Here is a 20,004-nt window from a genome sequence, read left to right as displayed (position 1 = left end):
AGGGACCGAACCACACCGGGACGGTCGACAACCGACAACCTCACCAAGGAGCGACATGCCTGTCGTCACCATGCGCCAGCTGCTGGACTCCGGCGTCCACTTCGGACACCAGACCCGCCGTTGGAACCCCAAGATGAAGCGCTTCATTTTCACCGAGCGCAACGGCATCTACATCATCGACCTGCAGCAGTCCCTGTCCTACATCGACCGGGCCTTCGAATTCGTCAAGGAGACGGTGGCCCACGGTGGCACCATTCTCTTCGTCGGCACCAAGAAGCAGGGCCAGGAAGCGATCGCCGAGCAGGCGACCCGCGTGGGGATGCCCTATGTCAACCACCGCTGGCTCGGCGGAATGCTGACCAACTTCGCGACCGTCTCCAAGCGCGTGCAGCGCATGAAGGAGCTCGAGGAGATCGACTTCGAGGACGTCGCCGGTTCCGGCCACACCAAGAAGGAGTTGCTGCTGCTGCAGCGCGAGCTCACCAAGCTCGAGGCCAACCTCGGTGGTATCCGCAACATGACCAAGACGCCGTCGGCGGTCTGGATCGTGGACACCAAGAAGGAACACCTCGCCGTGGACGAGGCCCAGAAGCTGGGCATCCCGGTCGTCGCCATCCTCGACACCAACTGCGATCCGGACGAGGTCACCTACCCGATCCCGGGCAACGACGACGCGATCCGCTCCGTCAACCTGTTGACCCGGGTGGTCGCCGACGCCGTGGCCGAGGGCCTCATCGCCCGCAACCAGGGCAAGTCCGGTTCCGAGGCGGCTGAAGAGCCGATGGCCGAGTGGGAGCGCGAGCTGCTCGAGCAGCACCAGGCCGAGCAGGCCGAGGCTGGTTCGGCCACGGGCGGAATGTCCTCGCCGCAGGGCGAGCAGGCTTCTCGGGCAGACGTCGAGGCCGCCGAGTCCGTGCCGGAGTCGGCCGACGCCGCTGACGTCGCCGCAGCCGCTGAGGACCCGGAGGCCCCGGCCACCCAGAGCCCCGAGGCCGCCGAGAACCCGGCAGCCGAGACTCCGGCAGCGGACGCCACCGAGGCCACCGAGGCCAAGTGACCCGAACGCCGGCCGGCCCCTCCGTGGGGCCGGCCGGCGTTTGCCCGGGCCGCCCGGGCCCAGAACCACTGACCGCCACAACACCACTGAGGGACAACCCCGCTACAGGTAAGGATGGGTACCACGCATGGCGAACTACACCGCCGCTGACATCAAGGCCCTGCGCGAGCGCACCGGCGCCGGAATGATGGACGTCAAGAAGGCACTGGACGAGGCCAACGGCGATGCCGACAAGGCCACCGAGATCATCCGCGTCAAGGGCCTCAAGGGCGTCACCAAGCGTGAAGGCCGCGCCGCGGTCGAGGGCCTGGTCACTGCTGCCGTCAACAACGGCGTCGGCGTCATGATCGAGATCAACTGCGAGACCGACTTCGTGGCCAAGAACGAGAAGTTCATCGAACTCGGCAACACGGTCCTCGACGTGGCCGTGTCCTCCGGCGCTGCCGACCTCGAGGCGCTGCTCGCCGCCGAGTACAACGGCCGCACCCTGGCCGACCACGTCACCGACGAGGGCGCCATTCTCGGCGAGAAGGTCGTCGTGCGCCGGATCGCCCGTGTGGAAGGCGCCTTCGTGGACGCCTACCTGCACCGCACCTCCAAGGACCTGCCGGCTCAGGTGGGAGTCCTGCTGGCCGTGGACGCCGATTCCGAGGCCGCTCAGACCGCTGCGCACGACGTGGCCGTTCACACCGCCGCGTTCGCCCCGCGCTACCTCTCTCGCGGGGACGTGCCGGCGGAGACCGTGGAGAATGAGCGCCGCATCGCCGACGAGACCGCTCGCGCCGAGGGCAAGCCGGAGCAGGCACTGCCGAAGATCGTCGAAGGGCGCCTGACGGGCTTCTACAAGGAGTCCGTGCTGGTGGACCAGCCCTTCGCCAAGGATCCCAAGCAGAGCGTCGGCAAGGTGCTGTCCGAGGCCGGCACCTCCGTGGCCGGTTTCGCGCGGTTCCGCGTCGGCAACTGATCACGCGGCACTCCGCCTTGTCGCCACGCTGTAGGATCGCATAGACCGCAGCGCGGAACGACCTGAGAGGGGGTGGCCATCCACTATGGGTGACCACCCCCTTTTCTCTGCCCATTTCCCTGACCAGATCCCGGTGCCCTTCGGGCCGATCTGCCACATCCGCCTCATCGATGAGCCCAGGAGGCCAGCCCATGGAGAGCCCAGAATCCCGCACGACGCCGGACATCCGCGAAGCCCAGTCCTTCAACGAGTCACGCGATCTGCAACAGGCCCAGGCGGGTGACACGCACGGCAACACGGGCCGCACCGGCAAGCGGCGGGTGCTGCTGAAGCTCTCCGGGGAGGTCTTCGGCGGCGGCAAAGTCGGCGTGGATCCCTCCACCGTCCGCAACACGGCCCAGCAGATCGCCGACGCGCGCGGTGAAGTCGAGATCGCCATCGTGGTGGGCGGCGGCAACTTCTTCCGCGGCGCCGAGCTGTCCGAGAACGGCATGGACCGTCGTCGGGCGGACTACATGGGCATGCTCGGCACGGTGATGAACTGCCTGGCTCTGCAAGACCTCTTGGAACAGGCCGGTGTCTCAACCCGCGTCCAGTCGGCCATCCATATGGAACAGGTCGCCGAGCCCTACATCCCCCTGCGCGCCGTGCGGCACATGCAGAAGGGCCGTGTGGTGATCTTCGGCGCCGGTACCGGTCTGCCGTATTTCTCCACGGACACCGTGGCCGCCCAGCGGGCGCTGGAGATCGGCGCGGACGAGGTCCTGATGGCCAAATCCGGCGTCGACGGGGTCTACACAGCAGACCCGAAGAAGGACCCCTCCGCAGAGAAGTACGCCCACCTGACCTACGACGAGGCGTTGCTGAACAACATTCGCGTGATGGATCAGACCGCCATGACCATGTGCAAGGACAACGGACTCTCCATGATGGTGTTCGGCATGGAAGGCCACGGCAACGTCACTCGGGCACTGCTCGGCGAGCGTATCGGCACCACCGTCACCGTCTGAGACGTGCGCGGCCGCGACGAGCGGCGCCCGCTGGCCCCGGCGCAACCGCCGGTGTCCTAGGATTGACACCAACCCGTTCAGACCTCAGGAGACAACGTGACGCAGGAAACCCTTCAGGCTGCCGCCGAGCAGATGGAGAAGACCATCGAGGCCACTCGCGAGGACTTCGCCTCGGTCCGCACCGGCCGGGCGAATCCCGGGCTCTACTCCAAGGTGATGGTGGACTACTACGGTTCGTACACCCCGCTGCAGCAGCTCGCCTCCTTCACGACGACGGACGCCCGCACCCTGCTCATCACCCCCTTCGACTCCTCGGCGCTGCGCAACATCGAGAAGGCCCTGTCCGATTCGGAGGTCGGAGCGAACCCGTCCAATGACGGCAAGGTCATCCGGATCGTCATGCCGGAGCTCACCGAGGAGCGCCGCAAGGAGTACGTCAAGCTCGTCAAGACCAAGGCCGAAGACCACAAGGTCTCCTTGCGCAATTCGCGCCGGAAGGCCAAGGAAGCCCTGGACAAGATGGTCAAGGACGGCGAGATCGGCGAGGACGAGGGCGCCCGCGCCGAGAAGGAACTCGACGCCATGACCCGGAAGCACACCGACGAGATCGACGAGATGGCCAAGCGCAAGGAAGCCGAACTCCTCGAGGTCTGAGTGACGCCGAAGAACCTGCCATGACCGATCCCTCCGCACTCGTCGATCCGCGGGCGGTTCCGGATTCGGAACCGCCGTTGACGCGGCGACAGCGGCGGGAACAGGAAGCCGCCCAGGCTCGTCAGGCCAAGGCCGGGCGCAACCTCCCGGCCGCGATCGTCGTCGGGCTGTTGCTCTTGGGCGGGGCGCTGGTGGGCCTGATCTGGCTTCCGGTCGTGCTGGCGATCCTGGTGATCGCCCTGTTGCTGCTCGGGGTGACGGAAGCCGCCGGAGCGATCTCCCGCCGAGGCCTGGACATCCCCATGGTGCCGTTGTGGGCGGGCGCCATCGCGATGCCCCTCGGAGCCTTCAGCGGAGGAGCCGAGGCACTGGTCCTGGCGTTGCTGGGGACGGTGCTGCTGATCCTCGTCTGGGCGGTGGTCGAGGACCTGCCGGCGCGCGGAGAATCGGTGATGGCCTCGGCGTTCATCGTGATGTGGGTGCCGTTCCTGCTGTCCTTCGCCGTCGCACTGCTCGGCCAGGACCAGGGCAATCTGATGGTCGCCTGCATGCTGCTCATGGTGGTCTCGAACGACACCTTCGGCTACATCCTCGGTGCCTCGTTCGGCCGGCACCCCATGGCCCCCAAAATCAGTCCCAAGAAGTCCTGGGAGGGCTTCGCCGGCTCGGTGGTCGGTTCCGTCGTCGTCGGGACCGTGGCCGTCCAACTGATGTTGGAACACCCCTGGTGGGTCGGCAGTCTGCTCGGGCTGCTGACGGTGGCCTCGGCCACCGCCGGCGATTTCGCCGAGTCCATGGTCAAGCGCGAACTCAATATCAAGGACATGGGTTCGATGCTGCCCGGGCACGGCGGGGCGATGGACCGCCTGGACTCACTCGTCTTCTCCGCTCCGGTGGCGTACATGGTCTTCGCCCTGCCGTTCGTCTGAGCCTGCCGTTCGTCTGAGGCAGACACTCCCGCCGCCTCACCGATCCTGATCGGCCGGCTGGCTACGATGAGAATGCACACGGATTCGGCGCGAAGGAGCCTCCCCGATGGACCACGGCACACGGCAGGAGACCGACGGCCTGCAGCAGCAGGTGATGGACTCCGCCGACCGGCAGCCCTTCGAGCTCGCCGATCGCGGCACCTTCGGCTATCACCGCAAGCAGGTCGACGACTTTATGGCCCGGGCCCGCCTGGCCTATGAGGGCGGCGGGGGACTGCGGTCGTCGGACATTCGCCACGTCTCCTTCGACGCGGTCAAGGGTGGCTACCGTGCCGACCAGGTCGACGACGTCTTGGACCGGTTAGAGGACGCGCTGGCCAAGGCGGAGCGCGCCGAGCGGATCGAGGCCGAGGGCGAGGACGCGTGGAACGCCCGCGTCAACGCGTCGATCGACGTTCTGCGTGGCCGCCTGGACCGTCCCGACGGCGAGCGGTTCCGTCGTCCGTCGACGTCCGGTCACGGTCGGCGGGGCAAAACAGGCTCCTCCACGGGCGCCAGTTACGACATAGCCGAAGTGGATGCGCTGTGCCACCGGCTCTCGGCCCGGTTCATGGGACGCGATGACGTGCGCGCCGACGACCTTCGCCGAGCCGTCTTCTCTGCCGGTGAGGGCGCGAACGGCTACGACGAGGCCCAGGTGGACGCCTTCCTGGACGCCGCCATCGATGTTCTGGCGGTCCTGGAGGACTAACCGGTCAGCCGAGCTGCATGATGAGCTCGGTGACCACCTCTGACCGGGCGTTGGAGAAGTTCTTGTCCTCGCCGACCACGGCGAACCCACGCCGGGTGAGGATCTTCTGAGAGCCGATGTTGTCGGCGGGCACGTGGGCCTGCAGCGGGCGGTCCGTGAACGTCTCCAAGAGGGCGTCGACGGCCGAGGTGGTGATGCCCTGGCCCCAGAACTCCCGGGCCGTCCAGAAGGAGAGCTCGGGCGAGCTGCCGATGCCGGACACGATGATCGCCCCGGCCACCTGGCCGTCCTGCTCGATGGTCCGGACTGTCGTGGACGGGTCGTCGAGCAGTCGTGACCAGTGGTAATCGAAGACGCCGCGATCCTGTGGATTGCGCGGGGCGAAAGCGGCCATCTGGTTGGCCTCGGGATCCTGCTGGTGCTCAAAGAAGCGGTCCAGGTCCTCGGATCGGACTTCACGAAGTTGCACGGAAACGGTGACCTCCTCGTCACGGTACGGAGCCGGAATCACCAGGGCCCTCGAAGACACTGTACGCGGAATGCGGGCCGTACCCGATCACGCCGTCCTGAGGGCCGGTGACGAGGCCGCCACGAAGAAAGATCGCGCGTGGGGCTGTGATCCTTGTCACTCTGCCCATAGGATGACCGAGTCATACTCTTCGGTAACCGCAACGTACCCACCTGACAGGGGGATTCGTGTCTTCTGCACCACATCCTGACCTGGCCGACAACGGTCACGTCGATTTCCGGGCCGTTCAGGCCACTCCACAGTTCCAGGGATTGCGCCGTTCGCACCGAAGCTTCGTCTTCCCGTGGACTGTCGTCTTCATCGTCTGGTACTTCCTCTATGTCATCCTCGCGGCCTACGCCCCCGAGTTCATGTCGATCCGCGTCGTGGGCAACATCAACCTGGGGCTGCTCATCGGCCTCCTGCAGTTCGTCTCCACCTTCGTGATCACCGGGCTCTACGTCGGCTTCGCCAACCGGAAGCTCGATCCCCAGGCCACGGCCATTCGCGAGGAGATCGAGGCCCTCGACCCCTCCATCGCCAACCAGAGCCTGGCGCGGGAAACCGATCCGAGCGTTCCGACCGATCCGGATGCTCCGGTCACCCCCGCCACCCCGGCCGACCCGGCTGATCCGACCGATCCAGCTCACCGAGCCCGAGGAGGCCAGCTGTGAATTCCCTTCCCGTCCTGACAACAGCGGCTTCGACCAACGTCGGCGAGCCGTGGTTGAACATTTCGATCTTCGGACTGTTCGTGGCCATCACCCTGGTGATCGTGCTGCGGGCCTCGAAGAACACCAAGACCGCTGCGGACTACTACGCCGGCGGCCGCTCCTTCTCCGGCACCCAGAACGGCACGGCCATCGCCGGGGACTACCTCTCCGCGGCCTCGTTCCTCGGAATCGTGGGAGCCATTGCCATCAACGGATATGACGGCTTCCTGTACTCGATCGGGTTCCTGGTCGCGTGGCTGGTCGCCCTGCTGCTGGTGGCCGAACTGTTGCGCAACACCGGCAAATACACCATGGCGGACGTGCTCTCCTTCCGGTTGCGGCAACGTCCCGTCCGGATCGCGGCGGCCCTGGCCACACTGATGGTCTGCCTCTTCTACCTGTTGGCGCAGATGGCCGGCGCCGGCGCGCTGGTCTCGCTGTTGCTGGGCATCGATTCCCGGCTCGGTCAGTCCGTGGTCATCGCCGTGGTCGGCGCGCTGATGATCGTCTACGTGCTGATCGGTGGCATGAAGGGCACCACGTGGGTCCAGATCATCAAGGCCTGCCTGCTGATCGCCGGCGCCTTCGTCATGACCATCTGGGTCCTGGCCATGTACGGCTTCAACCTCTCGGAACTGCTGGGGGCCGCCGTGGAGACCGGCGGAAACGAAGCCTTGCTCAACCCGGGGCTGCAGTACGGCATCAGTGAGGTCACGAAGCTCGACTTCCTCTCGCTCGGACTGGCCCTGGTGCTCGGCACCGCGGGTCTGCCGCACGTGCTGATGCGGTTCTACACGGTGCCCACGGCCAAGGAAGCGCGCAAGTCCGTGGTCTGGGCCATCGTGCTCATCGGCGCCTTCTACCTGTTCACCCTCGTGTTGGGCTACGGCGCCGGCGCGCTCATCGGTCCGGACCGGGTGAACGCAGCACCGGGCGGAGTGAACTCGGCGGCACCGCTGCTGGCGTTCGAGCTCGGTGGTCCGCTGCTGCTGGGTCTCATCTCGGCCGTGGCCTTCGCCACCATCCTCGCGGTGGTGGCGGGCCTGACCATCACCGCGGCCGCCTCCTTCGCGCACGACATCTACGCCAACGTCCTGGCGAAGGATCAGACCACCCCGGAGAAGGAGGTCAAGATCGCCCGCCGCACCGTGGTGGTCATCGGCATCCTGGCGATCGTGGGCGGCATCGGCGCTCAGGGCCAGAACGTCGCCTTCCTGGTGGCGCTGGCCTTCGCGGTGGCGGCCTCGGCCAACCTGCCGACCATCCTCTACTCGCTGTTCTGGAAGGGCTTCACCACCCGCGGAGCACTGTGGTCGATGTACGGCGGTCTGGCGGCGGCGATCATTCTGATCGCTTTCTCGCCGGTGGTCTCCGGCTCGGAGACGTCGATGATCCCGACGGCGGACTTCGCCTGGTTCCCGCTGAAGAACCCGGGGCTCATCTCGATCCCGCTGGCGTTCTTCCTCGGCTGGCTCGGTTCCACGCTGGACCGTCGCACGGAGGACCCGGTCAAGCAGGCGGAGATGGAAGTCCGCTCGCTCACCGGCGTCGGCGCCGAAAAGGCAGTGGACCACTAGAGTCCCGACGCCGGCCCCGGAACGCTCCCAGCTGGGAGTGTTCCGGGGTTTTCGGCTGTCCGCCTCGGGGTGGAGCCGGCTCTCAGCGCGAGCGGCCATAATGGAGCGGTGACGCCCTTCCCCTCAGCCACTGTCGCTGCCGCAGAGCATCCCGCCGCAGACCCCGGTGCCCGACGCCGGGTCACCCTGATCGGCTCGACCGGATCGATCGGCACCCAGGGCCTGGAGGTCATCGCCGGCGCGCCGGATCGCTTCGAGGTCGTCGCGCTGTCCGGAGGGTCCAACACCGATCTGCTGGCCCGGCAGGCCGTGGCGACCGGTGCGCAGGTTCTCGGCAGTGCCACCGCCAGCCGTGACGACCTCGCCGCCGCCCTGGCGGCCGCGGCCAGCCGGGCCGGGGTGCCCACGCCCGAGCCGATGCTGTTCTGTGGCCCCAGCGCGGCGGCGGACGTGGCCGCGTGGGAGGGGGCCGACGTCGTGCTCAACGGCATCACGGGTTCCATCGGACTGGCACCGACGCTCGCCGCTCTGCGTGCGGGGCATCTGCTGGCCCTGGCGAACAAGGAATCCCTGATCGTCGGAGGATCCCTGGTCAAACAGGCCGCCGCTCCCGGCCAGCTCATCCCGGTGGACTCCGAGCATTCCGCCCTGGCACAGGCTCTGCGTTCCGGGACGGCGGGTGAGGTGCGGCGGCTCGTGCTGACGGCCTCGGGAGGCCCGTTCCGAGGACGCAGCCGGGACGAGCTGCAGCGCGTCACCCCGGCCGAGGCCCTGGCCCACCCGACGTGGACGATGGGCTCGGTGGTCACGACCAACTCGGCATCGATGGTCAACAAGGCCCTCGAGGTCATCGAGGCGCACCTGTTGTTCGACGTCCCGCTGGAGGCGATCGACGTCGTCGTCCACCCGCAGTCCGTGGTTCACTCGATGGTCGAGTTCACCGACGGTTCCACGATCGCCCAGGCCTCCCCGCCGGACATGAGACTGCCCATCGCCCTGGGCCTCGGGTGGCCGCAGCGCGTCCCGGGGGCGGCCCCGGCCTGTGACTGGACGACGGCGGCCACCTGGACTTTCGAGCCCCTGGACGAGATCGCTTTTCCCGCGGTGCGCCTGGCCAAGGAGGCGGCCCGTGCCTCCGCGACCCATATGGCCGTCTACAACGCGGCCAACGAAGAGGCCGTCCAGGCGTTCCATGACGGTCTGATCCCATTCCCCGGCATCGTGGACACGGTCCGGGCCGTCGTCGAGGACTATGACCCCCGTGCCGTGCTGGGCGATGAGGAACTGTCGGTCGACTCGCTGGCCGCCGCGGAGCAGTGGGCCCGGTCGACCGCGCAGGCCCGCTGGCCGTCAGGACAGAAAGGACGCATCTGACCATGGAGATCCTCTGGTTCGTGCTCGGTGTCCTCGCTGTGGCGATCGGGATCGCGCTGTCGATCGCCCTGCACGAGGTCGGGCACTTGGTGCCGGCCAAACTCTTCGGCGTCCGCGTCACCCAGTACATGGTCGGTTTCGGCCCGACGGTGTTCTCGCGTCGCCGCGGTGAGACCGAGTACGGGATCAAGGCGATTCCCCTGGGCGGTTACGTCTCCATGGTGGGGATGTATCCGCCCGAGCATCCCGAGCAGGGGGAGAAGCCGCGCAGCGCCAGCACCGGTCTGTTCCAGCAGATGGCCTCGGACGCGCGGCAGATGTCCGCCGAAGAGCTGCGGCCCGGCGACGAGAAGCGAATGTTCATCTCCCTGCCGGTGTGGAAGCGGATCGTCATCATGCTCGGCGGCCCGTTCATGAACCTCCTCATCGCCTTCGTGCTGACGGCCGTGCTCGTGACGACCACCGGCGTGGCCACCGGCACCACCACGGTGTCCGAGGTCTTCAAGTGCGTGGTCCCAGCCGCCGCTCAGCAGCAGCGGGCCGCCGCGGGGCAGCAGGACTGCCAGTCCGACGATCCGCCCGCTCCGGCCTTCGAGGCCGGGTTGCAACCCGGGGACACCATCACCGCCTTCAACGGGCAGCCGGTCGAGAGTTGGGACGAGTTGTCCTCGGCCATCCGCGAGCGTGCCGGCCAGCCCACGGAGATCACCTGGCAGCGCGACGGTACCGAACACCACGGCACCATCACCCCGAAGCTCACCGAGCGGCCGGTCACGGATTCGATGGGCCGCGTGGAGACCGCACCGGACGGCAGCACGGTCACGGAGAAGGTCGGCTTCGTGGGCATGGGCTCACAGATGGCGAACGTTCCGCAACCGGTCACCGAGACCTTCCCCGTGATGGGCCAACAGCTCCAGGCCACCGCGGAAGTCGTCGTGGTGCTGCCCGTGAAGCTGTGGGACACCGCCGTCGCCGTCTTCGGTCCGGAGGAACGCGATCCCAACGGACCGATGTCCGTGGTCGGCGTGGGTCGGATCGCCGGAGAGGCCGCAGCGCTGGAGGACGTGCCGCTGCAGGACAAGTCCTCGATGCTGCTGTCCCTGGTGGCAGGCGTGAACGTCGCCCTCATGGTGTTCAACCTCATCCCACTGCTGCCGCTGGACGGCGGGCACGTGGCCGGGGCGCTGTGGGAAGCCATCCGCCGGAGCTGGGCCAAGCTGACCAAGCGCAAGGACCCTGGGGTCTTCGACATCGCCCGGCTGTTGCCGTTGACCTATGTGGTCGGCATCGCCCTGCTGGGCATGGGCGTCCTGCTGATCATCGCGGACATTGTGGATCCGATCCGCGTGTTCTGAATCGATCCGGCGCTTCGGGCTTAGGGTGGAGTCATGGCCGAATCCCAGAAGATCTATGCCGTTCAGTACTTCTACCTCGCCGGAATGGGGGACGAGCGCGACGCTCATCGTCCGGCCCATCGCGATTTCCTGGTCGGCTTGGGCTCGACCCTGGTCGCCGCCGGCGCCTACGTCGACGATCCGGCTGCGGCCCTGTTGCTCCTCAAGGTCGACTCGCCGGAAACCGTCCGCGATCTGCTCGAGGCCGATCCTTTCAACAAGCAGGGGCTGATCTCCTCGGTCGAGGTCCACGAGTGGTCCTGCGCCGTCGGCGACCAGGCTGCGACCATCCGCGGGGAAGGCGCCTGACACCGCTGTGGTGCTGTATAGCTCTGACGCCACCGGTCTGTCCCGACGCCGGCTGCTGACCGGGCTCGGGGGATTGGGCGCCGCCACGGTCTTGGCCGGATGCACACCGACCGTCGAACCGAGCCCGAGCGACGGCGGCTCGTCCGCCTCCGGTGCCACGCCGCCGTCGGGCTCCACTCCCAGCACCACGCCGACTCCCACTCCGCCCCCGGTGCCCGAGCTCCCGGGCGGCGGCACCACGCTGTTTCCGGACCGCCGCATGGTGGCCCTGTACGGCACTCCGGGGACGGGTTCACTCGGCGTGCTGGGGGAGCAGGACGTGGACGAGGCCCTGACGCGCGTCGCCGACCTGGCCAAGGAATACCAGCAGTACAGCGAGGAACCGGTGATTCCGGCCTTCGAGGTCATCGCCACCGTCGCCTCCTCTGCGGGAGGGCCCACGGGCGACTACACCACCCCGGTCGACCCGGATCGCTTGGCCGTCTGGGTCGAGGCCGCCGGCAAGGCCGACACCTACGTGGTGTTGGACCTGCAACCGGGCACCCAGGATTTCCCCACGCAGGCCGCATCGTTCGAGTCCCTGTTGCGGCAGCCTCACGTGGGCCTGGCACTGGACCCGGAGTGGCGACTGCAGCCCGGGCAGCGGCATATGGAGCAGATCGGTCAGGTCTCCGCCGCGGAGATCAATGAGACCACCGCCTGGCTCGCTGAGCTGGTCGCCGAGCACCGACTGCCCGAGAAGCTGGTGATCCTGCACCAATTCCGGACGCAGATGATCCCGGATCGAGCAGCGGTGAAGCCCCGTGAGGGGCTGGCGCTGATGGTCCACGCGGACGGCAATGGGTCCGCGGAACAGAAACTGGAAACCTGGCGTTCACTCAAGAAGGACCTGCCGTCCGGGACGCACTTGGGATGGAAGAACTTCATCGATGAGGACGCCCCGACGTTCACCCCGGAACGCACCATGACGGAGGTCACCCCCCAGCCGTGGTTCGTCTCGTACCAGTAGACTGGGGAGAAGGAAGCCCCGAACCTCACAGGAGTCATCCGTGCCCGTCAGCTTAGGCCTGCCCGCCGCACCACCGCCGGTCCTGGCACCGCGCCGTACCACCCGGCAGTTGTCGGTGGGGCGCGTCGGCGTCGGTTCCGACCACCCGGTGTCCGTGCAGTCGATGACCACCACCAAGACGCACGACATCGGCGCCACTCTGCAGCAGATCGCCGAACTCACTGCCGCCGGCTGTGACATCGTGCGCGTGGCCTGTCCCACGGACAAGGACGCCGAAGCCCTCAAGGTCATCGCCCAGCAGTCCACGATCCCGGTGATCGCGGACATCCACTTCCAGCCCAAGTACGTCTTCGCGGCGATCGAGGCCGGCTGCGGCGCCGTGCGGGTGAACCCGGGCAACATCAAGAAATTCGACGACCAGGTCAAGGAGATCGCGCAAGCCGCCTCCGAGCACGGCACCTCGCTGCGGATCGGCGTCAACGCCGGCTCCCTGGACAAGAGGCTGCTCGAGAAGTACGGCAAGGCCACTCCGGAGGCGCTCGTCGAATCCGCCGTCTGGGAGGCGTCCCTGTTCGAGGAGCACGGCTTCCGCGACTTCAAGATCTCGGTCAAGCACAACGACCCCGTGGTGATGGCCCGCGCGTACGAGCTGCTGGCCCAAGAGGGGGACTGGCCACTGCACCTCGGTGTGACCGAGGCCGGACCCGCGTTCCAGGGCACCATCAAGTCCGCGACCGCCTTCGGCTATCTGCTCGGCAAGGGCATCGGTGACACGATCCGGGTCTCGCTGTCCGCCCCTCCGGTGGAGGAGGTCAAGGTCGGACTGCAGATCCTGCAGTCCCTGAACCTGCGCGAACGCAAGCTGGACATCGTCTCCTGCCCCTCCTGTGGACGCGCCCAGGTGGACGTGTACGCCCTGGCCGACGAGGTCACCGAGGGCCTGAAGGACCTCACCGTGCCGCTGCGCGTGGCCGTGATGGGCTGCGTGGTGAACGGCCCCGGAGAGGCACGCGAGGCAGACCTCGGCGTGGCCTCCGGCAACGGAAAGGGCCAGATCTTCATCAAGGGCGAGGTCGTCAAGACGGTCCCCGAGGACCAGATCGTGGAGACCCTGCTCGAGGAAGCCCGGCGCATCGCCGCGGAGTCCGGACTGGAGGGCGGCGAGGAGGGCACCGATGGCCAGAATCCTGTCCAGGGCTCGCCCATGGTCACCGTCTCCTGACGAGGCCGTCCGCCGGGCCTCCGGAGGGGCCGTTCGGGTCCTGAGCCAGGACGACACCCCGGCCCTGTCCGCGCTGGTGGCGCAAGATCCCGTGGCGAACTGCTTCGTCCAGTCGACCCTCGAGAAGGGGCGGCACGCCGGGCCCATCCGTGCCGGCGGCTCGCTCTTCCTCGGCATCTTCGGGCCTGATCGAGCCACTGACGCGCCGGTGCTGGAAGCGGCCTGCTGGGTCGGAGCCAACGTGGTCCCGGTCGCTGCCGACGCCGAGGCCGGTCGACTCTTCGGTCTGGCCCTGACCGCCCTGCGCCGTCGATTCGCCTCCGTCTACGGTCCGCGCGAGGCGGTCTTGGCGCTCTGGTCAGAACTCTCCCGCGGCGCGCAGCGAGCGCGCCAAGTGCGGGATGACCAGCCGCTGATGGTGCTCGACGGACCGCCCGCCGTCGAACCTTCCCCGCGAGTGCGGCCGGCCGTCCCCGAGGAATTCTCCGCCGTGCTGCCCGCGTGCGTGGCCATGTTCGAGGAGGAGCTGGGGTTCTCTCCGCTGCAGAACGGCGCCGCCCAGTACCGGCTGCGCGTGGAGGAGCTGATCCGGAACCGCTGGTCCCTCGTGGACTGTGACGACGCCGGTCGCGTCCGGTTCAAGGCCGACCTCGGGGTGGTGTCCTCGGACTGCACCCAGATCCAGGGAGTCTGGGTCGACCCCTCAGAGCGCGGCCAGGGGTTGGCCGCCCCGTCCGTGGCCGCCGTCGTGCAGTATGCCCAATCGATCGCCCCGCACGTGAGCCTGTACGTGAACCGCTACAACACCGCCGCGCTGCGGACGTACCGTACCGTCGGGTTCGATCAGGTGGGCACCTTCGCCACGGTGTTGCTATAGCTGCGTTGCTATAACCGCGTTGTTGTCGCCGTTGTCGCCACGTGCGCTGCCCGGCGCCGGAAGGCCGGGGCGGTGACCTATGCTTTTCACATGAACCGCCAGCACGCCCGTACCCGGCGCGGAACCCTGTCAGCCGTCCTGGGGACCGGACTGCTCACGGGTCTGCTCACCCTGAGCCTCGCCGGATGCGGCGGCTCGGAGAATGATCCCGACGGCTCCTCCGGGAGCCCCGAGACCACCGCCCAGACCGCCACTCCGCCCGCCACCCCGGCCACCACTCCGGCCAGCAGCGAGAGCGCGTCTGGATCACCGTCCGCATCTGACTCCAACGACACCGGCCGGGTCAAGGACGCCCTGCGAGAGGTGCTCGGCGATCAGACCCAGATCGTCACCGGAGCTCAACTCGAAGAGTTGCAGCGATCCAGCCAGGGGCTGAGCGACTCGGTCACCATCACCCCGGAGGAGTGCGGCCCCGAAGGCCGATTCGCCGCCTCCGGAGAACTGCCGGAGGGCACCGAACTGACCGGCGGGGTCGTGGTGGACACCACCGAGACCTCGGCGGCCTCGGATCTGCTCAGCGTGGCCCTCTACCCGGACGCCGCGGCCGCCGGTGAGGCCATCGCCGGGTACGAGGAGTACGCCGATGCGTGCCCGAGCTATTCGGTCGAGATGGCCGAGGGCATCGAAGCGGACGCCACGATGGAGGTCGCCGACGTCCAGGCAGACGGTGACGCGGTGCTCGGCCTGACCATCAACACGACGGTCTCCGTCGACGGCGGCTCACTGCCGCCCGGCCAGGGCGACAGCACCTCCACCACGGTCTACGTTCAGGACGGAGAGCGGCTGATCACCTGCGCCGGGACTGCAGCGGGCGGGGAGACGAAGACCACCGACGACGGCGTGGAGCTCATCAACGCTCTGCGCACCGAACTCGACGGCTGAGCTCACTCCTCGCCGCAGAACATCCCAGATTCTCATCCCCACCGATCGGAGCCCGAAGTGCCCTTGCGCATGTCCACCCTGTTCCTGCGTACTCTGCGCGACGACCCGGCCGACGCCGAGGTGGCCAGCCACCGGCTGCTCGTCCGTGCCGGATACATTCGCCGTTCCGGCCCCGGCGCCTACACGTGGCTGCCGCTGGGCCTGCGGGTGAAGAACAAGGTCGAGCGCATCGTCCGCGAGGAGATGGACGCGATCGGCGGCCAGGAGGTCGAATTCCCGGCGCTGTTGCCCCGCGAACCCTACGAGGCCACCGGGCGCTGGGCGGACTACGGTGATGCCCTGTTCCGTCTCCAGGACCGCAAGGGCGCCGATTTCCTGCTCGCGCCGACTCACGAGGAGATGTTCACCCTGCTGGTCAAGGACCACTACTCCTCCTACAAGGACTTGCCGGCGTATCTGTACCAGATCCAGGCCAAGTACCGTGACGAGGCACGTCCGCGGGCGGGGCTGCTGCGTGTGCGCGAGTTCATCATGAAGGACTCGTACTCCTTCACCGTGGACGACGCCGGCCTGGACCAGGCCTATGCCGACCACCGGGCCGCGTACCAGAAGATCTTCGCCCGCTTGGGCCTTCAGGTCGTCCCCGTCCGGGCCCAGGCCGGGGCCATGGGCGGTTCGCGGTCGGAAGAGTTCCTGCATCCCTCGCCGATCGGCGAGGACACCTTCGTGGAGTCCGACGGCGGCTACCGCGCCAACGTGGAGGCCGTCACCACGGTGCCCCCGGCGGAGAGCGACTACACCGACGCACCGCCGGCCGAGGTCCGTCAGACCCCGGACTCGACCACGATCGCCACCCTGGTGGACGTCTCCAATCAGCTGGTGCCGCGAGATGACCGACCGTGGAATGCCGCCGACACCCTCAAGTGCGTCGTCCTGACCGCCGTGCTGGACGGAGGCGAGCGCCGTCAGTTCATCGTGGCAGTCCCGGGCGACCGCGAGGTCGACCTCAAGCGCCTTGAGGCCGGCATCGGCGCGCTGCTGGAGGTCACCGGAGAGCCCGGCGTCGAACAAGCCTCTGATGATGACCTGCGCCAGCACCCCGGTCTGGTCAAGGGCTACATCGGACCCAACAACACCTCCGGTCTGCCCTTCTTCGTCGACCCGCGCATCGTCTCGGGCAGCACGTGGATCACGGGAGCCAATGCCTCCCAGCAACACGTCTTCGGACTCGTGGCCGGCCGTGACTTCACGTGGGACGGGGTCATCGAGGCCACCGAGGTCCGCGACGGCGATCCCGCTCCGGACGGTTCCGGCTCCCTGCACACCCGTCGCGGCATCGAGATGGGCCACATCTTCCAGCTCGGCCGGAAGTATGCCGAGGCGCTCGATCTCAAGGTTCTGGACGAGAACGGCAAGCAGGTCGTGGTCACCATGGGCTCTTACGGCATCGGCGTCACCCGGGCCGTGGCCGCGCTGGCCGAATCGCACCACGATGAGAAGGGTCTCGCCTGGCCCCGCGCCGTGGCTCCCGCGGACGTGCACGTGGTGGCCACGGGCAAGGGCGAGGAGATTTTCGCGGCTGCCGAGCAGCTCGTCACCGAGTTGGAGTCCAACGGGCTGACCGTGCTGTACGACGACCGCAAGAAGGTCTCCGCCGGCGTGAAGTTCTCCGACGTGGAGTTGATCGGCATTCCGACCTCTGTGGTGGTCGGCCGTGGGCTCGCCGACGGTGTCGTCGAGGTCAAGGACCGGGCCACCGGCGAGACGCAGAACCTGGACGTAACCTCCGCAGCGGAGTCCATCACGGACATCGTCCGTGCCGGCTGATCTGGTGTTCGGTCCGGTCTTCGGTGCGGTGTTCAGCCGGGCGGACGGGCCGTGCTGACCGGACTGGAGGACATCACCACCGCCACCGTGGTGATGGTCGTGCTGGCCGGCCTGGCCGCGGGGTGGATCGACGCCGTCGTCGGCGGCGGAGGGCTGCTCCAGCTCCCGGTCATTCTGATGGTTCCGGGCATCACTCCCGTCCAGGCGTTGGCGACCAACAAGATGGGCTCCATTTTCGGCACCACCACGAGCGCAGTCACCTACGCCCGTCGGGTGCACCCTGATCTGAAGACGGCCCTGCCCATGGCGGTGGTGGCCCTCGGCGGCAGTTTCGGCGGTGCCGTGGTCGCCACGCTGTTGCCGGCCGAAGTCATCAAGCCCGTCATCGTGCTGGCCCTCATCGGCGTGGCCATCTTCACGGCGGCCAAACCGCAATTGGGCCGCGACGCCGGTCTGCGCTACGAAGGCCGGCAGCACGTGGCCGTGGCCATGCTCATCGGGCTGGTCATCGGCTTCTACGACGGGCTGCTGGGCCCAGGCACCGGCACCTTCCTGGTGATCTCACTCGTGGCCATCCTCGGCTACAACTTCCTTCAGGGCTCGGCCAAGGCGAAGATCGTCAACCTCGCCACGAACCTGGGAGCCATCGCCTTCTTCTGGCCGTCCGGCCACATCCTGCTCGGTCTGGGGCTGCTCCTGGGCGTCGCCAACATGATCGGCGGCTATGTCGGAGCGCGGATGGCCGTCCGCCGCGGCTCGGGATTCATTCGCATCGTGTTCCTCGTCGTCGTCTTCGTGCTCATCGCCAAGCTCGGCTACGACCTCATCATCGAATGGTCCTGAGTCTGTACCCTGGAAATCATGCCCGCAGAGCAACATCCCCACTCCACCACCGGTTCAGCCGGCTCCGCCGGTCTGGCCGGCCTGGTCGCCCCCGCCGTCGAATCCACCGGACTCTACTGTGAGGCCGTCACCGTCGGCGGCGAGCCCGGCGAGCGAGTCCTCACCGTCATTGTCGACCGCACCGAAGGCACTGAGGGGCTGGACCTGGACGAGATCGCGGCCGTGACCCAGGCGGTCTCCACCGCGCTGGATGCCGCGGACGACGACCTTCCCGAGCTCGGCACCGAGCCCTATCAGCTCGAGGTGTCCTCCCCGGGGGTCTCCCGGCCCTTGACGGAACCCCGGCACTGGCGCCGCAACGTCGGCCGCCTGGTCACCGTGGAGGTCGAGCCCGGGACGGAATCCGCCGCCGTCGTCACCGGGCGAATCGAGTCCGTGGATGAGGACGGCGTCGTCCTGGTTCCGGTGAGGCCGGGGGCCAAGAAGGGGATGCCCGCGAAGGTCGGAGCGCCTGAACGCCATGCCTATGACCGCTTGGGTCCGGCTCAGGTGCAGGTAGAGTTGACCCGCGGTGGCATCGTTGCCTCCGGTGAAGAACTGAACTCGGAGGTCTGAGTGGACATCGACATGAGCGCCCTGCGGATGCTGGAAACCGAGCGTGAGATCCCGCTGGACCGGCTCGTGCCCACCATCGAACAGGCTCTGGTGATGGCGTATCACAAGTCACCGGGAGCCTTGCCCCAGGCTCGGGCCGAGATCGACCGCAAGACCGGCCACGTGACCGTCTGGGCCACTGAAGTCGACGAGAACGGTCAGGCCGTCGGCGAGTTCGACGACACCCCTCAGGGCTTCGGCCGCATCGCCGCCTCCACCGCCCGTCAGATCATCCTGCAGCGGCTGCGCGACGCGGAGGACGACCATGTGCTCGGTCAGTTCAAGGGGCGCGAAGGCGAATTGATCTCCGGACTCATCCAGCAGGGCACCAATCCGCACATGATCCAAGTGAACCTCGGCTCCGTCGAGGCCGTCCTGCCGCCCCCGGAGCAGGTTCCGGGGGAGGACTACTCGCACGGGCATCGCCTGCGTGCCTACGTGGTGGACGTCCACCGCGGACTGAAGGGCCCCTCGATCACCCTGTCCCGGTCCCACCCCGGGCTGGTCCGGAAACTCTTCGAACTGGAGGTGCCGGAGATCGCCGACGGCACTGTCGAGATCCTGGCGCTCGCCCGCGAGGCCGGACACCGCACCAAGATGGCGGTCCGGGCGACTCAGCCCGGCATCAACGCCAAGGGGGCCTGCATCGGCGAGATGGGTTCTCGCGTCCGGGCGGTGATGAGCGAGCTGAACGACGAGAAGATCGACATCGTCGACTTCAGCGAGGATCCGGCCAAGTTCATCTCCAGCTCGCTCTCTCCGGCCCGAGTCAGCTCCGTGGAGATCATCGACGAGGCGGCCCGTTCCGCTCGCGTCGTCGTTCCTCGTGACGTGCTGTCCCTGGCGATCGGCAAGGAGGGGCAGAATGCCCGCCTGGCCGCCAAGCTGACGGGTTGGCGCATCGACATTTCCGCTGACACCGGCTCCTGAGCCGACTGAGGTAGACTAGGTCTGGTCCATTTCCATTCCCTGGCTGAATAGGCACCCCATGCAGGCACACACCCCGGTGCGCACCTGCGTCGGATGCCGGCGGAAAGAGGACGACACCAAGCTGGTGCGACTGGCGTTGGTTGGAGAGGCGGATTCCCGATCCGTGGTTCCCGACTGGCGCCGCCGCATGCCGGGCCGAGGGGCCTGGCTCCACCCGGAGACCGCTTGCCTGCAGACCGCCCTGAAGAAGGGCGCATTCAACCGGGCCTTTCGTGGCCGGGTCGATGTGACTTCCCTAGCGGGACTGCTGGCTGGGCGCCTGGATGCACCAGCGCTGAACACCGACGACGAAAGCGGGTCAGAGATCTGATGGAAACCCGATGAGCACTACGCAATGAGTGCCCAACGATGAACACCACCCGTCATTACGGTCCGCTGGTGGCGGCCCAGGGGGACTGAG

The 20,004-nt window shown here is 67.7% G+C and carries 20 protein-coding genes and 1 pseudogene; 20 read left to right on the top strand and 1 reads right to left on the bottom strand.

Annotated elements, in window-relative coordinates:
* The first annotated feature begins 55 nt into the window (after positions 1-55).
* The 6 genes from rpsB to ACFQQD_RS11270 all read left to right on the top strand — a co-directional run bounded on the left by rpsB (position 56) and on the right by ACFQQD_RS11270 (position 5,365).
* A complete protein-coding gene (rpsB, locus tag ACFQQD_RS11295) occupies positions 56-1,057 on the top strand; it encodes a 30S ribosomal protein S2 (protein ID WP_378089334.1) in 1,002 nt (333 codons plus the stop codon).
* A 127-nt stretch (positions 1,058-1,184) separates the two neighbouring features.
* On the top strand, positions 1,185-2,021 hold the full coding sequence (tsf, locus tag ACFQQD_RS11290) for a translation elongation factor Ts (RefSeq protein ID WP_378089332.1): 837 nt from the start codon (positions 1,185-1,187) through the stop codon (positions 2,019-2,021).
* Between the two features lie 191 nt (positions 2,022-2,212).
* Positions 2,213-3,031 (top strand): UMP kinase, encoded by an 819-nt coding sequence (pyrH, locus tag ACFQQD_RS11285; RefSeq protein WP_378089330.1) that lies wholly within the window; start codon positions 2,213-2,215, stop codon positions 3,029-3,031.
* A gap of 96 nt (positions 3,032-3,127) precedes the next feature.
* Complete coding sequence (frr, locus tag ACFQQD_RS11280) at positions 3,128-3,685, top strand: ribosome recycling factor (RefSeq protein WP_378089328.1); 558 nt, start codon at positions 3,128-3,130, stop codon at positions 3,683-3,685.
* A gap of 20 nt (positions 3,686-3,705) precedes the next feature.
* Complete coding sequence (locus tag ACFQQD_RS11275; protein ID WP_378089326.1) at positions 3,706-4,614, top strand: phosphatidate cytidylyltransferase; 909 nt, start codon at positions 3,706-3,708, stop codon at positions 4,612-4,614.
* 106 nt (positions 4,615-4,720) lie between these two features.
* A complete protein-coding gene (locus ACFQQD_RS11270) occupies positions 4,721-5,365 on the top strand; it encodes a DivIVA domain-containing protein (RefSeq protein WP_378089324.1) in 645 nt (214 codons plus the stop codon).
* A gap of 4 nt (positions 5,366-5,369) precedes the next feature.
* Here the strand turns inward: ACFQQD_RS11270 and ACFQQD_RS11265 are convergent, their stop codons facing one another.
* Positions 5,370-5,834, bottom strand: a complete 465-nt coding sequence (locus tag ACFQQD_RS11265; protein ID WP_378089322.1) for a GNAT family N-acetyltransferase — start codon at positions 5,832-5,834, stop codon at positions 5,370-5,372.
* Between the two features lie 227 nt (positions 5,835-6,061).
* Between ACFQQD_RS11265 and ACFQQD_RS11260 the strand changes: the two are divergent.
* From ACFQQD_RS11260 to ACFQQD_RS11195, 14 genes and pseudogenes are all read left to right on the top strand, one after another.
* A pseudogene (locus tag ACFQQD_RS11260) lies at positions 6,062-6,397 on the top strand (DUF485 domain-containing protein); the annotation flags it as partial.
* Between the two features lie 146 nt (positions 6,398-6,543).
* Complete coding sequence (locus ACFQQD_RS11255; protein ID WP_378089320.1) at positions 6,544-8,163, top strand: cation acetate symporter; 1,620 nt, start codon at positions 6,544-6,546, stop codon at positions 8,161-8,163.
* Between the two features lie 108 nt (positions 8,164-8,271).
* Positions 8,272-9,537, top strand: a complete 1,266-nt coding sequence (dxr, locus tag ACFQQD_RS11250) for a 1-deoxy-D-xylulose-5-phosphate reductoisomerase (RefSeq protein ID WP_378089318.1) — start codon at positions 8,272-8,274, stop codon at positions 9,535-9,537.
* Between the two features lie 2 nt (positions 9,538-9,539).
* Positions 9,540-10,892: a M50 family metallopeptidase gene (locus tag ACFQQD_RS11245; RefSeq protein ID WP_378089316.1), complete on the top strand. Its 1,353-nt coding sequence runs from the start codon at positions 9,540-9,542 to the stop codon at positions 10,890-10,892.
* A 33-nt stretch (positions 10,893-10,925) separates the two neighbouring features.
* On the top strand, positions 10,926-11,240 hold the full coding sequence (locus ACFQQD_RS11240) for a YciI family protein (RefSeq protein ID WP_378089314.1): 315 nt from the start codon (positions 10,926-10,928) through the stop codon (positions 11,238-11,240).
* Positions 11,241-11,250: 10 nt separating this feature from the next.
* On the top strand, positions 11,251-12,249 hold the full coding sequence (locus ACFQQD_RS11235) for a hypothetical protein (protein WP_378089312.1): 999 nt from the start codon (positions 11,251-11,253) through the stop codon (positions 12,247-12,249).
* Between the two features lie 40 nt (positions 12,250-12,289).
* Positions 12,290-13,471, top strand: a complete 1,182-nt coding sequence (gene ispG / locus ACFQQD_RS11230; RefSeq protein ID WP_378089310.1) for a flavodoxin-dependent (E)-4-hydroxy-3-methylbut-2-enyl-diphosphate synthase — start codon at positions 12,290-12,292, stop codon at positions 13,469-13,471.
* Positions 13,425-14,348 (top strand): GNAT family N-acetyltransferase, encoded by a 924-nt coding sequence (locus ACFQQD_RS11225; protein WP_378089308.1) that lies wholly within the window; start codon positions 13,425-13,427, stop codon positions 14,346-14,348. The genes ispG and ACFQQD_RS11225 overlap by 47 nt, the downstream gene beginning before the upstream one ends.
* Positions 14,349-14,438: 90 nt before the next feature.
* Entirely contained in the window at positions 14,439-15,290 is an 852-nt protein-coding gene (locus tag ACFQQD_RS11220; protein WP_378089306.1) for a hypothetical protein, read from the top strand.
* Between the two features lie 57 nt (positions 15,291-15,347).
* Positions 15,348-17,117 carry a proline--tRNA ligase gene (locus tag ACFQQD_RS11215; protein ID WP_378089304.1) on the top strand — a complete coding sequence of 590 codons (1,770 nt, stop codon included), beginning with the start codon at positions 15,348-15,350 and terminating at the stop codon, positions 17,115-17,117.
* Between the two features lie 51 nt (positions 17,118-17,168).
* Positions 17,169-17,960, top strand: coding sequence for a sulfite exporter TauE/SafE family protein (locus ACFQQD_RS11210; RefSeq protein WP_378089302.1), 792 nt, complete (start codon positions 17,169-17,171; stop codon positions 17,958-17,960).
* An 18-nt stretch (positions 17,961-17,978) separates the two neighbouring features.
* On the top strand, positions 17,979-18,575 hold the full coding sequence (gene rimP / locus ACFQQD_RS11205) for a ribosome maturation factor RimP (RefSeq protein ID WP_378089300.1): 597 nt from the start codon (positions 17,979-17,981) through the stop codon (positions 18,573-18,575).
* Positions 18,576-19,544: a transcription termination factor NusA gene (nusA, locus tag ACFQQD_RS11200; RefSeq protein WP_378089298.1), complete on the top strand. Its 969-nt coding sequence runs from the start codon at positions 18,576-18,578 to the stop codon at positions 19,542-19,544. It begins immediately after the preceding gene.
* Between the two features lie 58 nt (positions 19,545-19,602).
* Positions 19,603-19,914: a YlxR family protein gene (locus ACFQQD_RS11195; protein WP_378089296.1), complete on the top strand. Its 312-nt coding sequence runs from the start codon at positions 19,603-19,605 to the stop codon at positions 19,912-19,914.
* The last annotated feature ends 90 nt before the right edge of the window (positions 19,915-20,004 follow it).

It is taken from the genome of Citricoccus sp. GCM10030269, from assembly GCF_042665635.1.
GTDB lineage: Bacteria > Actinomycetota > Actinomycetes > Actinomycetales > Micrococcaceae > Citricoccus.
Note: the sequence above shows the minus strand (reverse complement) of the source record. Positions and strands in the feature narration are given on the sequence as shown.

Excerpts from the sequence above, each read along its gene's own strand:
- rpsB (WP_378089334.1), top strand. The coding sequence starts at position 56 with ATGCCTGTCGTCACCATGCGCCAGCTGCTGGACTCCGGCGTCCACTTC.
- tsf (WP_378089332.1), top strand. The coding sequence starts at position 1,185 with ATGGCGAACTACACCGCCGCTGACATCAAGGCCCTGCGCGAGCGCACC.
- pyrH (WP_378089330.1), top strand. The coding sequence starts at position 2,213 with ATGGAGAGCCCAGAATCCCGCACGACGCCGGACATCCGCGAAGCCCAG.
- ACFQQD_RS11275 (WP_378089326.1), top strand. The coding sequence starts at position 3,706 with ATGACCGATCCCTCCGCACTCGTCGATCCGCGGGCGGTTCCGGATTCG.
- ACFQQD_RS11270 (WP_378089324.1), top strand. The coding sequence starts at position 4,721 with ATGGACCACGGCACACGGCAGGAGACCGACGGCCTGCAGCAGCAGGTG.
- ACFQQD_RS11245 (WP_378089316.1), top strand. The coding sequence starts at position 9,540 with ATGGAGATCCTCTGGTTCGTGCTCGGTGTCCTCGCTGTGGCGATCGGG.
- ACFQQD_RS11240 (WP_378089314.1), top strand. The coding sequence starts at position 10,926 with ATGGCCGAATCCCAGAAGATCTATGCCGTTCAGTACTTCTACCTCGCC.
- ACFQQD_RS11225 (WP_378089308.1), top strand. The coding sequence starts at position 13,425 with ATGGCCAGAATCCTGTCCAGGGCTCGCCCATGGTCACCGTCTCCTGAC.
- ACFQQD_RS11220 (WP_378089306.1), top strand. The coding sequence starts at position 14,439 with ATGAACCGCCAGCACGCCCGTACCCGGCGCGGAACCCTGTCAGCCGTC.
- rimP (WP_378089300.1), top strand. The coding sequence starts at position 17,979 with ATGCCCGCAGAGCAACATCCCCACTCCACCACCGGTTCAGCCGGCTCC.
- ACFQQD_RS11195 (WP_378089296.1), top strand. The coding sequence starts at position 19,603 with ATGCAGGCACACACCCCGGTGCGCACCTGCGTCGGATGCCGGCGGAAA.